Annotated in this window: 12 protein-coding genes and 1 pseudogene; 3 read left to right on the top strand and 10 right to left on the bottom strand. The window is 44.0% G+C overall.

The features are described from left to right. The 9 genes from Q4557_RS13780 to Q4557_RS13740 form a co-directional block, all read right to left on the bottom strand. The coding region (locus tag Q4557_RS13780) for a cadherin-like domain-containing protein (protein WP_303413402.1) at positions 1-887 on the bottom strand (887 nt) is incomplete at its 3' end. Positions 888-1730: 843 nt separating this feature from the next. Then, on the bottom strand, positions 1731-2501 hold the full coding sequence (locus Q4557_RS13775) for an ABC transporter permease (protein WP_102440268.1): 771 nt from the start codon (positions 2499-2501) through the stop codon (positions 1731-1733). Beyond that, the gene (locus Q4557_RS13770; RefSeq protein ID WP_102520663.1) at positions 2501-3436 is read right to left on the bottom strand and encodes an ABC transporter ATP-binding protein; all 936 of its coding nucleotides are present in this window, start codon (positions 3434-3436) and stop codon (positions 2501-2503) included. Before Q4557_RS13770 ends, Q4557_RS13775 begins: the two co-directional genes overlap by 1 nt. A gap of 162 nt (positions 3437-3598) precedes the next feature. Continuing rightward, positions 3599-4129: a hypoxanthine phosphoribosyltransferase gene (hpt, locus tag Q4557_RS13765; protein ID WP_102440266.1), complete on the bottom strand. Its 531-nt coding sequence runs from the start codon at positions 4127-4129 to the stop codon at positions 3599-3601. Positions 4130-4136: 7 nt separating this feature from the next. Beyond that, positions 4137-4808, bottom strand: coding sequence for a flavin prenyltransferase UbiX (locus Q4557_RS13760; RefSeq protein WP_303413395.1), 672 nt, complete (start codon positions 4806-4808; stop codon positions 4137-4139). An 88-nt stretch (positions 4809-4896) separates the two neighbouring features. Further along, positions 4897-6285, bottom strand: a complete 1389-nt coding sequence (mpl, locus tag Q4557_RS13755) for a UDP-N-acetylmuramate:L-alanyl-gamma-D-glutamyl-meso-diaminopimelate ligase (protein WP_303413393.1) — start codon at positions 6283-6285, stop codon at positions 4897-4899. Positions 6286-6449: 164 nt separating this feature from the next. Beyond that, positions 6450-7268 (bottom strand): ion transporter, encoded by an 819-nt coding sequence (locus Q4557_RS13750; RefSeq protein WP_303413391.1) that lies wholly within the window; start codon positions 7266-7268, stop codon positions 6450-6452. A 143-nt stretch (positions 7269-7411) separates the two neighbouring features. Then, positions 7412-7795 (bottom strand): VOC family protein, encoded by a 384-nt coding sequence (locus Q4557_RS13745; protein WP_303413389.1) that lies wholly within the window; start codon positions 7793-7795, stop codon positions 7412-7414. A gap of 47 nt (positions 7796-7842) precedes the next feature. Next, positions 7843-9075 carry a DEAD/DEAH box helicase gene (locus Q4557_RS13740; protein ID WP_303413387.1) on the bottom strand — a complete coding sequence of 411 codons (1233 nt, stop codon included), beginning with the start codon at positions 9073-9075 and terminating at the stop codon, positions 7843-7845. A 278-nt stretch (positions 9076-9353) separates the two neighbouring features. On the opposite strand from Q4557_RS13740, the gene Q4557_RS13735 reads away from it, so the two are divergent. The 3 genes from Q4557_RS13735 to Q4557_RS13725 all read left to right on the top strand — a co-directional run bounded on the left by Q4557_RS13735 (position 9354) and on the right by Q4557_RS13725 (position 13756). Further along, positions 9354-10937: an alkaline phosphatase gene (locus Q4557_RS13735; RefSeq protein ID WP_303413385.1), complete on the top strand. Its 1584-nt coding sequence runs from the start codon at positions 9354-9356 to the stop codon at positions 10935-10937. A 12-nt stretch (positions 10938-10949) separates the two neighbouring features. Next, complete coding sequence (locus Q4557_RS13730; protein ID WP_303413382.1) at positions 10950-12860, top strand: alkaline phosphatase; 1911 nt, start codon at positions 10950-10952, stop codon at positions 12858-12860. Positions 12861-12994: 134 nt separating this feature from the next. After that, positions 12995-13756, top strand: coding sequence for a hypothetical protein (locus Q4557_RS13725; protein ID WP_303413381.1), 762 nt, complete (start codon positions 12995-12997; stop codon positions 13754-13756). A 169-nt stretch (positions 13757-13925) separates the two neighbouring features. Here the strand turns inward: Q4557_RS13725 and Q4557_RS13720 are convergent. Further along, positions 13926-14935, bottom strand: a pseudogene (locus Q4557_RS13720) (DUF4382 domain-containing protein). Positions 14936-14983: the final 48 nt, after the last annotated feature.

The raw sequence follows: 14983 nt of genomic DNA, 5'->3' as shown, positions 1-14983 counted from the left end.
CCATTGAAGTTTTCATTTGGCGCAAAGCTATGGGTGCCATCACCGTTGTCGGTAAGCACACCGTCAGTGCCGCTGTAGGTAACTGAATCAATTAGCAGGTCATCACCATCTACGTCGGTAGCACCTGCCAGCAGCTGCTCATCGGTAATGATGATTACGCCGTCTTCATTCATTGAGAAAGCTTGGTCTTCTACCTCGGCAGCATCATTTACCGCGGTCACATCGACATTAAAACTCATCGAGTCAGTAGTCGTATCTGTGGTAGGTAGATCATCAGCGTCTATCTGACCATCAGCATTGTTATCACTTGAAACATTTACCTCAAAAGTCTCACTGTTGGTCGCAGTGCTTGCATCTGTTGATGAGGCGCCATCAGATATTTCAGTTTCGCTATTTGCACTTGATGGTGTTGCTGCAGACGCAGTTGCTGACGAAGATGGCGCACCTGAACTAGTTGAAGCACCTTCAGCCCCACCGATACTTTGGGCGCCTGAAGATACAGCCTCTTCAGGGGCTGCATTAGCTGCCCCTTCGGCCGCAGAGCTACTAGCTGCTTCCGTATCAGCATCTGAGGTTGAGCTTTCAACAGCTGATGATTGAGAATCTGTTGAACTAGGGGCTGCAGAAGAAGCCTCGGCATTGGCGGCCTCTGCATCATCAGTTTGAGAGTCATCTGTTGATGATTCTGAGCCGCCTGAAGGAGCCAAGCTTTCTTCTGCCGTTTGTATGTCTACCGATGATGTCGCAGTCGCAACAGTATTGGTGACTGTTGATTGATTATTCTCAGCCTTAGATGATGAAACCGTCGAGTCTTCTGTGTTTACTTGTTCAACAGCATCATTAAGAGCATCATTTTCAGGATTATTAGACAGGTTATCATTTGACATAAAAAGGCCTATTTATAAAATAATTAATTGAATTTAAAAGCACGGAATCCCCAAGAGAACTGGGCAGTTCTCTTGTTCATTTAATAAATTTTTTGAATCATTTCGGAAGGCCAATCAAACCCTAGTTTTTATTCACACCTATGTTAAAACTCAACATAACTATGCCTTTAGATTTAAACTAGCCTGTATAATTAACGGTAGTCTATAGTTTTGAGTTTGTGTATAAAAAACACACTTTTTTGATCTAGATCAATAAAACAACAAATCAACATGCCAAATTGACAGGTTGACAGGTTGACAGAGGAAGAGTATTCGAGGGGGTTGCCCAAATAGCGGCTAAATAAATAACGTTACTAGATTAAATGAAGCTATAAGTAGATTTAATATCAACTCAAATTAAAAGTAATATCCAAGAATAATATAAAAAGGCTAAGCCCCTTTATTAGTATTTTTAAAACTATTCATATGACGAATTATTAATACTGATGTGTAGCGCTTCAACAATAAATAGCTCAAAGCTGAATTTAACTATTACACTTCAACCAATACTAACCCCGACAATAGTCTGCTAATGCCAAACAATAATGACTCAATCGTAAAGCCTTAAGTGAATGAGAGAAGTTTAAGAATGGAAGCGAAAAGGATTAAAATGGCAAATGATCAGCTGATATTCCTCCATTAACAGCTAAGAATTAAGTTTTTCTCAGTAATTACCATTGCAGCATAGTTATGTCGCGATTTAGTTAAAGCGACAGCCAAATAACAAAAAAAGGACTCATTAGAGTCCTTTCAACAATCTTGCTCAGCTACATGTAACCAAGCTAGCTTAACAGCTAACTAAACCTAGCTACGTAGGCCGATGCCACGTGAAATAAGGTAGTATGCTACAAACCATAGCGAGGCACAAAAGCCTACCATAATGGCAATTGATAACGGCACACTGATATCAGCAAAGCCTAAAAAGCCGTAGCGGAACACGTTTATCATATATACCACAGGGTTTAGCGCTGACACGCCTTGCCAAAAATCAGGTAGTAATGATAGCGAGTAAAACACCCCACCAAGATAAGTCAGTGGCGTTAAAATGAAAGTGGGGATAATGCTAATGTCATCAAAACTTTTAGCAAATACCGCGTTAATTAACCCGCCTAACGCAAATAACACCGAGGTTAAAAACACCGTCATAATCACTAAGCCAACATGATGCAGGCTTAAATCAACAAAGAACATTGCCACCAAGGTCACAATCAAGCCGACACTTAAGCCACGGGCGACGCCGCCGCCAACAAAACCGGCAATCATCACATAATGCGGCACAGGTGCCACCATTAACTCTTCAATACTGCCGTGCATTTTGGCACTAAAAAAGGACGAGGCCACATTAGAATAGGAGTTGGTGATAACCGACATCATGATTAAACCTGGTGCAATAAACTCCATGTACGATACGCCGCCCATTTCACCAATACGGTTGCCAATTAAGTTACCAAAAATCAAAAAGTACAAGGTCATGGTAATGGCTGGCGGCACTAAGGTTTGTACCCAAATACGGGTAAAACGATTGGTTTCTTTAATTAAAATACTTTTAAAGGCAATCCAATAAAGCTTGTTCATTATTTTGAGTCCTTAGTTTTTTTAACTAACTCGACAAATAGCTCTTCAAGGCGATTCGCCTTGTTACGCATTGATAGCACTTCAATATTTAACTGGCTTAATTGGCCGAACAAATCATTGAGATTGTTGGCTTTTGCCAAATCTACTTCCAGCGTATGACCATCGACCAAACGGCAACTCATATTATTTAGGCTTGGCGCAGCTTCAATATCGCGGCGTAAATCTAAAATGAAAGTTTCCACATCCAGTTTACTGAGTAGGCTTTTCATGCTGGTGCATTCAACCAATAAGCCTTTATCGATAATGCCGATATTGCGGCACAGCATTTCAGCTTCTTCAAGGTAATGGGTGGTCAAAATAATGGTCACGCCTTGGGCGTTAATTTGCTTTAAGAACTCCCACATCGAGCGGCGAAGCTCAATATCTACCCCTGCTGTTGGTTCATCAAGGATCAACAATTGTGGCTCATGCATTAACGCACGAGCAATCATTAAACGGCGCTTCATGCCGCCTGATAACGCTCGTGCTTGGCTATCACGCTTTTCCCATAAATCTAACTGGCTTAAATACTTTTGTGCACGCTGCAATGCCACTGCGCGGGTCACGCCATAGTAACCGGCTTGGTTAACTACAATTTGCAGCACGGTTTCAAACTGATTGAAGTTAAATTCTTGCGGCACTAAACCAATGCACATTTTGGCGCGCTCTAAGTTGTTGTCGATATCATAATCGAACACTTTAACGCTGCCTGATGTCTTTTGCACTAATGAGCTAATCACGCCAATAGTCGTCGATTTACCCGCACCATTGGGGCCTAATAGCGCAAAAAAATCGCCCTGCTCTACGGTTAAGCTAAGGCCTTTAACCGCTTGAACACCGCTCTTATAGGTTTTTTGCAGGTTTTCGATCACCAACGCTTTGGTGGGGTTGCTCATTGTGATACCTCTGGTTCATGAATTGCGAATGACGTGCTGTTAATTACACTGTCTTAATTACATGATCTTAATGACCTAATGTAAATGATTAACACGCAAAATTTTCTGACGCCCAAAACAAAACTCCCGCCTATAGCGGGAGTTGGTCGACCACAGATTGGATTAATCTAATGGTACAACTTTAGCAATGTAAGGTAAGTTACGATATTGCTCTGCGTAGTCAATACCATAGCCGACGATGAACTCATCAGGAATGGTAAAACCAATAAAGTCGACTGGTACATTAACTTCACGACGCTCAGGCTTATCGAGTAATGTACATAATGCTAAGCTTTTAGGCTCGCGCAGTAATAACATCTCACGTACTTTATTTAAGGTATTACCTGAATCAATTAAATCTTCAACAATCAATACGTCACGTCCGGCAATCTCAGATGATACATCTTTAAGGATCTTCACGTCACGTGTGCTTGTCATTGCATTGCCATAACTTGAAACTGACATGAAGTCGATTTCAACATGGCCTTTGATACGGCGACATAAGTCAGCCATAAAAACCACAGACCCTTTCAATAAGCCGACCATTAGCAAACGTTCGCTGTCTGCGTAATGGGTATTAATCCTTTCAGCTAATATATCCAGTTTTTCGCTGATTTCTTCTGCAGAAATCATCACTTCTGTTGTGTGTTTCATATTACTCTCAATTGTCGATTTTTTCGGACTTGTCGTTGGCATATCCCCAACGATTTGTCAGCCCGTGCTCTATGCCCAAATGATCTAGAATTCGGGAAACCATGAAGTTTACCAGATCTTCTATCGATTTGGGATAATGATAAAAGCCTGGTGCCGCTGGCATGATAGTCGCGCCGTTGCGAGTCAGGCTTAACATATGCTCTAAGTGTATGGCACTAAAAGGAGTTTCCCGAGGAACAAGGATTAATTGACCGCGCTCTTTTATTACTACATCTGCCGCTCTTTCTAACAAATTATTACTCATTCCGGTGGCAATCGCCGCTAAAGTGCCTGTTGAGCAGGGGCAAACCACCATTTGCTTTGGCGCCGCACTGCCAGATGCCGGTGGCGAAAACCATTCATCTTTGCCCAAAACCACCAGCTCACCAGCAGCATTTTTATCCATCTTAAAATGGGCTAATAACTGCTGACAGGCTTTTTCTGAGTTTGCGCTCAGTTGCAAACCCTCTTCAGTGGCAAGCACCACTCTGGCAGCACTTGAGACCATCAAAAACACTTGGTAATCGGCGGTCAGTAAGCACTGCAGTAACTTTAAACCATAGGGCGCACCAGAAGCGCCAGTCCACGCGAGACTAATGGCCTTTTCTTTTTTTGCGTACGGGTGGTTCGAATTACTCATATGTTCTCTTTTAATCAAGCTTTACCGCTTATACGGCCAAAACCGACTTATTGATGACTATTAACCTAAACTAACCTTATCTAAAAGGTTATTTTAGGGCATTTATCAATTGTTGATGGATACCATGAAAGCCGCCATTACTCATAATCACTACGGTATCACCACTTTGTGCTTGAGCTTTAACTTGAGCAATAATGGCGTCGATATCCGTAAACACGGCAACAGGAATACTGGCGCTAGCCATATTGGCTTTTAAATCCCAGCCGACATTGTCCGCTTGATACAAAAAGGCGCAATCCGCTAAGGCCATAGATGCTGCTAAAGTGTCTTTATGTACGCCGCTTTTCATGGTGTTTGAGCGCGGCTCGAGCACCACGATTAATTTACCTGTAGCTAAATCGCCCTCGCCCACTTTGGCGCGCAGGCCTTGTAAAGTCGTTTCAATGGCCGTTGGATGATGCGCAAAGTCATCATAAACCGCAATGCCATTAACGGTACCTAATAGCTCTAAACGACGTTTTGGCGGCGCAAATTGGCTCAAGGCTTCAATAGCATGACTTGGCGCTACGCCAACATGCCTTGCTGCTGCGATGGCCATTATGGCATTTTCAATATTGTGCTGACCGATTAAGCCCCAGTTTAATATGCCTTGGGACTCGCCATTAAACTTCACTTCAAACTCATGACCGTCTGCAGCAATGGTTTTACCATACCAGCCTGTGGCGCTATGCTCAGTGGCATAAAAATGCTCTTGCTCGCTCCAACAACCTAATTCAATCACTTGTTTTACCGCCTCTACTTCAGCAGGCCAAATGACTTTACCTTCACTGGGAACCGTGCGGATAACATGATTAAATTGGCGCTGAATAGCAGCCAGATCGGCAAATATGTCGGCATGATCAAACTCAAGATTATTAACCACTAAAGTACGCGGGCGGTAATGCACAAACTTAGAGCGTTTATCGAAAAAGGCACTGTCATATTCATCGGCCTCAACCACAAAAAAAGGCGAGTTACCTAAACGGGCTGACACGCCAAAGTTTTGCGGTACGCCACCAATTAAAAAGCCCGGCTCATAGCCGCAATATTCTAATACCCACGCCAACATACTGGAGGTTGAGGTTTTACCATGGGTGCCTGATACCGCCAGTACCCAGCGTTCTGGCAAGATATATTCTGATAAAAACTGCGGCCCTGAGGTGTATTTAATGCCACGGTTTAATACTGCTTCAACACAAGGATTACCACGGCTCATAGCATTACCAATGACCACTAAATCTGGCTGATTTTCACCTTCTTTACCCAGCTGTACGGGGTCGAAGCCTTGAATAAGCTCAATGCCTTGCTGTTCAAGCTGGGTGCTCATAGGTGGATACACATTGGCATCACTACCGGTGACTTTGTGTCCCATACCGCGGGCTAATAACGCTAAACCGCCCATAAAAGTGCCACAAATTCCAAGAATATGTACGTGCATGCCGTTGCTCTACTTAAAAAATAATCAGGGGGCTATTCTAATGCAAATAGGGGGTTAATGTCAGTTATCGCTGCTAACAAAACAGGCAAGCATAAATGCTTGCCTGTTTTAAGGGGCTATCCATAAGCTTGGCTTAGATTACTGCTTAAGCCTTGGTTGTAGTTTTAAGTATTCGTTTTAGCTTGCAGCAGCGCGGTTAACTTATCTATCTTATCGTGCAGCTGCTGAATATCTTCCGCGGTTGCCGCTGTTTTTGACTCAACGTTTTTATCATCGTTGACCTCTTGCTCTTCACGCATTATTTTAGTTTCTTCACCCATCACATCTAGCACTGCGCCCACCATCATGTTTAAAAACACAAAAGTCGTTAAGAAAATAAACGTCAAGTAATACAGCCAACTTAGTGGATACACTGCCATGGTTTCGTACATGATCGAGGTCCATGACTCGAACGTAGAAATACGGAACAATGTCAGCATCGCAATAGACACATCGCCCCATAAAAAGTCATTCACATGGGCAAAAAACATGCTACCAATCGCGCCATAAATATAGAAGATTACAAACATTAATAATGCAATATAACCCATGCGTGGAATGGCTTTAAGCAGCGCATTAATCAACATTCTCAGCTCTGGCACCATAGACACCAGTCGTAACACCCTGAAAATACGTAATAGTCGCGCCAGTAATATGGTGGAGCCACCCAATGGTACTAAACTGCCAATCACAATAATGGTGTCGAAGATATTCCAGCCCTTGGAGAAGAAGGACTTAATACCATCACTGGCCATGTAGCGAATAATGAGCTCAAACAAAAAGAACACTGTAATGGCAATATCCAACACATATAAGCTGTTTTCAAGCCAAGTAGGCAAATGATAGGTGTGAGCACCAATAGATAATGCCGACACAATAATCACAAAAATAACAAATCCCTGGAAGGTTTTGCTTTGGTCAATTTTTTTTAGTACTGAGAGCATACCTGTTGCTTGCATAATGAATGGTTTTCTCCAAATGAGGCGCACTTTTGAGGACAGCAGAGCCTACTGAACCATGCTTAAATTAGAATTAAAAGCTTCAGCTATCACTAATATTACAGTTAATAAAATACTTAGGTTGGCAACTAGCCTTGATAAATCTCTAGCGGTAAATCATCAGGATCGCTAAAGAAAGTGAACTTCTTGCCAGTGTATTCATCGATTCGAATAGGCTCGACATCGACATTGTGTGAGGTTAAATGCGCCACGACCGCATCAATATCGGTGACCTTAAAGGCTAAATGACGCAGTCCTTGAGCCTCAGGATAGCTGGGGCGTATAGGCGAGTTTGGAATAGAAAACAGCTCAATCTGACTGCCATCTGCCAGCTGTAAATCAAGCTTGTAAGATTGGCGTTCTTCACGGTAGTTTTCTGCCAACACCTTAAAGCCTAAAACCTCAGTGTAGAAGTGTTTTGAGCGCGGATAATCTTCACAAATGATCGCCACATGATGAATACCTTTAAACATAGCCTTTCCTATTCAGTTAGTGATATTAGCAACTGCTGTAAGTCAGCTTAACGGCGTTTTTTAGACTGCGCTAAGGCTTTTTGGCGGGCTTGTTGCTTAAGGGATCCCTTTTTCGTTTTACGGGTCACGGGGGCAACTTGGGTTAAATCGGGCTCAAACCCTTGCAGCCATTGCTGTGGTAAACGTCTATCTAAAAAGGCTTCCAGTTTTATTAATTGCGGCTCATCATCAACACTTAACAAAGTAATGGCTTGGCCTGCTTTGCCAGCGCGGCCTGTACGACCAATGCGGTGAATGTAGTCTTCGTTTTGAAACGGCAGCTCAATGTTCACCACATAGTTTAGCTCATTAATATCTAGCCCTCTGGCAGCAACATCGGTGGCCACCAGCGCTTTAATGTCACCCGACTTAAATTGGGCTAACACACTTTCACGCACCGCCTGTGACAGGTCGGCATGAAACGCCGCGGCATTGACCCCAGCTTGTTTCATCTGCGCCGCCACTTTATCCGCCCCTTGCTTGGTGCGGCTAAAGATTAACGCTTGTTGCCAACTTTCTTTGTTAATCAAGTGACACAATGCGGGCATTTTTTTATTCGCATCAAGGTTATACACCCGCTCAACAATTTTGGCTGCTGTCGTATTGCGCTCGCTGGTTTCAATCACTTGAGGCGATTGCAGCAGTCGCTTACTGAACTTAAAAATACGCTCATCTAACGTTGCTGAAAACAATAAGGTTTGGCGCTCTTTTGGCAGGCGCTTTAATACCTCGATGATTTCATCTCTAAAGCCCATGTCTAACATGCGGTCGGCTTCATCAAATACCAACTGGCTGATGTTTGATAATGTCATCACTCGATTACGTAAGTGATCTAATAACCTGCCCGGCGTAGCAACAATAATATCTGCCCCCGCTTTAATGGCATCAGCCTGCGCTTTAATACTCACGCCGCCATACACCATTAGCGAGCTAATTTGAGTGTGCTCGGCATAGGTTTGAATGCTTTGGTTTACTTGTTGGGCCAACTCACGTGTTGGCACCAATATTAACGCGCGAGTGCGTTCTTGATGCTCACAAGGCGATGTATTAACGAGTTTTTGTATTATCGGCAATGCAAAGGCTGCGGTTTTACCCGTACCCGTTTGCGCCCCAGCTAATACGTCTTTTCCGGCAAGCACCACTGGAATTGCTTGTTGCTGGATCGGTGTAGGTTGCTCGTAACCTAAACGGGCTAAATGCTCAACTAACTCAGCTTGCAGCGATAACGAAGAAAAAGACATAAACACTCCTAAAAACAGATACCCCAAAGTTTACCATGCTGGTTATTTTCTCAATAGGAAGAGTTTTGTCATTACCATCAGCTTGATGATGTCATTTGTAGGCTATTAATTAGTGCATACAACTGCTAAGACATAAAAGCGAAACATTTCGATCACAAAAGTATCAACTTTGCGTAAGGCCTTGTTCATATAACCGCTCTATGCTTTTCAAGTTTCCAAGGGTTGAGCCACGAATTGCAGCCTACCCCACCCAACTCGTCAATAGGATAGACAACATAATGAATAAGACCTGGAAAGCATCATATGGTGTGCTTGCTTTAGTCATTTCAAGTGCCCTAAATGCTGAAGTGCTACCGACATACCAAACTGAAAATGCTTGGTTTACTGATGCACAAAGCGCAATCGATGCAAAACTGAATACCAATAATCAATTCAAAGCTAAAAACGTGATCATTTTTGTCGGTGATGGCATGGGCGTTTCTACCCTAACGGCATCACGCATTCTTCAAGGGCAATTGGCAGGAAACCCTGGTGAAGAAGGCTACTTAAGCTTTGAAACATTCCCCCACACTGCTTTAGTCAAAACCTACAACGTTGATGCGCAAACCCCAGATTCTGCAGGCACCATGACAGCAATGATGTCGGGTCTTAAAAGTGATGCTGGTGTATTAGGTGTTGATGAAGACATCGTGCGCGGCGACTGCTCAACCGTTGCTGGTAACGAAGTAGTCACAGCGCTTGAGCTTGCTGAAATTAAAGGTTTAGCAACGGGTATTGTCTCAACTGCGCGCATTACCCACGCGACACCCGCTGCAACCTATGCAAAATCTGCCGACCGCAACTGGGAAGATATCTCAGACATGCCAGAAGATGCGGTAACTGGCGGCTGTAAAGATATTGCCGATCAACTAGTGAATTTTGAAGCCAATGTCGAAGCCCGTTTTAAAGGTGTTGATATTGATGGTATCGACGTGGTTATGGGCGGCGGTCGTCGTCACTTTTTACCAAAGGATGCTAGCTTTAACAGCGCAGATGCCGTGAGTGAGATTGAAGGCGATCGCACTGATTCACGAGATTTAACCGCTGAGTGGCAAGCAAAATACAGCGAAGGTGTTTATGTAATGGATCAAGCAGGATTTGATGCCATTGATACCGAAAACACCAAGCAGCTGATGGGGTTATTTAACGAATCTCATATGCAGTATGAAGCTGACCGTGACAATGATGTAGCAGGTGAGCCATCAATTGCACAAATGACCAGTAAAGCTATCGATATTCTAGATAATAACGATAACGGTTTCTTCTTAATGGTTGAATCAGGCCGTATTGACCACGGTCATCACGCAGGTAGCGCTTATAACGCGTTAACCGATGCCATTGCATTGTCTGATGCCGTTAAAGAAGCGGTCGCAAAAACTGACCCAAGCGAAACACTGATTCTGGTCACTGCTGACCACGGTCACGTGTTCACCATTGCCGGTTACCCAAAACGCGGCAACCCTATCTTAGGTAAAGTTGTTGGTATCGGTAGCACTGAACCTTCAACAGCATCTGATGGCCTACCTTACACCACTTTAGGTTACACCAACGGTAATGGCTTCCACGATTTAGGTGATGAAACCGATGCTGACGCAGGTTACGGCCAAGACGTTAACGCGGGTCGTCAAGACTTAACCAATATTGATACAACGACTTCTGGTTTCCACCAGGAAGCCTTAATTCCAATGAGCTCAGAAACCCACTCAGGTGAAGACATCACTTTGCATGCACAAGGTCCAGGCGCACAACTGGTACAAGGCGTTGTTGAGCAAAGCGTGGTATTTCACCTTATTGAGCAATCTCTCGACTTAATTCAGCAATAAGCAGGAATGAACATGAAAAACTTAAATCTATCCCTAGTCGCCCTTGCTGTAATGGGTCTATCTGCTTGTTCAGACGGTGATGATGGTTCAAACGGTGCCGATGGTTCGAACGGTTCAAATGGTTCAACGAGCCTTATCGTGCAAACAGCTTTAGCCATTGGCGATGCAAACTGTCCTAACAGCGGCGTGCAAATTGACTCAGGTATTGATACCGACAGCGATGGTGAATTGCAAAGCACTGAAGTCACAGCCACTGAATACGTCTGTGCTCCTGGTAATTCAACCGTTAGCACCAGCGACATATTAACCAGCGTTAACAACGATTGGTTTGTAGCAGGTCAGCAAGAAATCACCGCAGCACGCCAAAATTGGCTTGCTGCCACAACGCCAAGTATGGCTACAACGAGCAGCGCTAAAACATCAGTACCATCTGTTGCGGCAACTAATGCTAGCGCCTTAAACGAATTACGTGGCAGTGCTAAAAACGTGATTTTATTTGTCGGTGACGGCATGGGCATTTCAACGGTGACAGCAGCGCGTATTTTAGAAGGCCAAATGCAAGGTAAAAACGGTGAAGAGCATAACCTTTCATTCGATACCTTCCCATTTGCAGGCTTAGCTAAAACCTACAACGTTGATGCACAAACCCCTGACTCAGCAGGCACTATGACTGCAATGATGAGCGGCGTTAAATCTGACGCTGGTGTCTTAGGTGTTGATGAACATGTTGAGCGCGGCGACTGTAGCACTGTTGCGGGCACAGAGTTAATTACCGCATTAGAACTGGCTGAGATCGCGGGTAAATCTACAGGGGTTATCTCAACGGCGCGTATTACTCATGCAACGCCAGCGGCGACCTACGCAAAGTCAGCTGATCGCAACTGGGAAGATATTTCCGACATGCCAGAAGATGCGGTATCCGGTGGTTGTAAAGATATTGCTGACCAATTAGTCAACTTCGAAGCCAACCTAGAAGCGCGTATTAGCGGTATTGATGTTGATGGTATCGACGTGGTAATGGGCGGCGGTCGTCGTCACTTTTTACCTAAAGATGCTGCTTATAACTCAGCAGATGCCGTCAGTTCAATTGAAGGTGACCGCACCGATGGTCGTGACTTAACTGCAGAATGGCAAGCCACTTATGCAGACGGTGTTTATGTGATGGATCAAGCAGGTTTTGATGCCATTGATGCAGCTAGCACGACTCGCGTAATGGGCTTATTTAACGAGTCTCATATGCAGTATGAAGCTGACCGCACTAATGATGTTGCGGGCGAGCCATCGGTTGCAGAAATGACCGCTAAAGCCATTGATATCCTTGATAACAATGATGAAGGTTTCTTCTTAACCGTTGAGTCTGGTCGTATCGACCACGGCCATCACGCAGGCAGTGCATACAACGCCCTAACGGACACAATTGCATTTTCTGATGCGATTGCCAAAGCCGTTGAAATGACCGATATGTCAGATACGTTAATCATTGTCACCGCCGATCATGGCCACGTATTTACCATTGCTGGTTACCCTAAACGCGGTAATCCAATCTTAGGTAAAGTGGTTGGCATTGGTAGCGAAGAACCATCAACTGCGGCAGATGGCATGCCATACACCACACTGGGTTACACCAATGGTCGCGGCTATAAAAACCTCGGCACTGAAACCGATGCCGATGCTGGATACGGTGAAGATATTACTGCAGGTCGTTTTGACCTAACCGATATCGACACAGCCTCTTCTGGTTTCCACCAAGAGTCATTAGTGCCTACCAGCTCTGAAACTCACGCGGGTGAAGATGTTGGGATCTATGCTTACGGCCCAGGGGCAATGTTAGTTAACGGCACCAATGAACAGAGTGTGATTTATCACATCATGGACTTTGCCGCCGACTTAACCAACAAAGCGAACGCAGCAATAGCGAACTAAACCGTTCGCTTGTAAGCGAACGAGTCTAAAAGCCAAGGCTGCAACCTAATTGCAGCCTTGGTTTAATTGATTATTTTAGCCTTAACCTTTTTATATCGACATGCATCACTATCAGCAATGTCATAGGAGTTCCCGTGAAGTTACCTCTGCCTTTATCAATCATGTTTTCAAGTCTGCTTATCACTTTATCCGCTGCAAGTTACGCCCAATGCGACTTATCCTCGTCAAGCTTACAGGCAAGTTATCAACTCACCTCCACTGATAGTCCAGTCAGCCAACACCAGAATAAAAGCAGCCTTAATTTATGGCGCCAAGGCAATACCGTGGCGCATCAATACCCGCAAACTGATATCACTGAATCATGGTTTTTGCTCAATAATAAGCAAATCAAACCCACCCGTTTTTTTGATGGCTATCAACGCGGTATTGAATACCAACCAGGCGAAGTGGTTCACGGCAAGTCTGAACACGACTGGTCATATCGTTATCAATTTATCTCTGACAAGCTTATTTCACAATTAACACTTAGCGCCGAAACAGGCAAAGGCTGTGAGCGTCAGCAAGTGCTCACTCAAACCTCTGCCAACAGTAAAATTGAGCTAGTTTGGTTACCTGAACTACAACTTATTAGTCGTTTTAGTTGGACAAAAAACCAAGGTAAACATCAAACTCACGAGCAATGGCAACTCACTGAACTCAGCCATGATGCAGATAAAGTCGCTGCTTTTTTCAAACAGCTTAATCATTACAAAATGACCGATTACGCCGATATTGGCGACGATCATAGCGATGAGTTTTTAACGAACATGGTAACTTTGGGGTTTGTTGAGCACGGCGCATCTGGGTTTTATGACACCGAAGGCAAAGCGCTTGCAGGTAATGGGCATGCTCATTAAGCATTGAGCATTGAGGGCAGTAGAAGTAATCCAATAAAAATGCCGACTTTCTGATTAAGCTACACAGTATTGGTTACTGTGTGCCTAAAGGGTAGTCGGCAACTTTCAGTTTATTCGCATTTGAACGAATTTATAACTTAATTTTAGCTGTTAAAAATAGCCGTTAAAATTAAAAGCTACGCTCTGTGGTTTCACCATTAATCACAATAACCTCTTGCTCATCGGCATGGAGGAAAAAAGCCGGATCATCTTCTGGGGTATTTGGCAATTCAGGGTCATCATTTTGCGCAACGCAGGTATAACCTAAGCTGTAGTTATTGGCGACCACAAAACCAAACTCGTAGTCATAACTTACAACATCATCGTTTGCATCCAAAACAGGATTAACTCTGGCTGCTGCAATAGGCGCCACCATGATGAACTGACTTTCGCTATCACGAAAATCATCCATATTTTCAAGGGCTGTGGCTTCAGGGTATAAATACACTGCCGAGCTAAACTCTGAGCCCCCAGCTGCCATTTCACATTGCTCAATCACCTCAGTAGAGACACTACCATTAATGGCGCCAACTTCTGCACTATTTACCAATTGCACTGATGTTGGCTTCAAGGTCCAGTAGTCTTTATTACCTTTTGGCCCTTGTAAGCCTTTTTGTAAATTAAACTCAGCCACAAAGCTATTGTTACCCGCTGCTATGGTGAATGCTTTATTAAAGAACAAGCGACCAGTATTGTTATCTTCAGCGCCAACCCCGCCACAACTGCCATTGCTGTTAGTGGTTAACCCTGCAATGGTTTCGTCCATCGTTTGTACATAGGAGCTTTCTTCATTGGCCACTTCACTGTTTTCCATGTAAATACACATTTGGTACTCACCGACAGTAACCTCTTGGCCGCTGACTAAGGTTTCAACGTCTGAGCCTTGAAATTCGAGTAAATCGACTTGCTTTAATTCGCCGTCTTCTGACACGTCAAATGAGATACTGCCAGCATCAGTTTTTTTAACACCACCTGCTTAAATGCGATGGTGACTTTTTCTGCATCAGCAGGGTTATCTGATACCCCTAAATTAAAGGTGCCAGTTTCAATGACAGGAGTAGAGTCATCATTATCGCTTCCGCCACAGGCCGTTAATAATCCAGCCGTTGCGATAAGAAATGCTATTTTTGAAAGTTTCATTGGTTATCGACCTTTATCATTACAACCTAAGGTTGAAGTGTAGCATAG

This window comes from Shewanella sp. 5_MG-2023 (assembly GCF_030547465.1).
In the GTDB taxonomy this organism is placed as follows: Bacteria; Pseudomonadota; Gammaproteobacteria; order Enterobacterales; family Shewanellaceae; genus Shewanella.
This window is presented reverse-complemented; position numbering and strand designations above follow the sequence as displayed.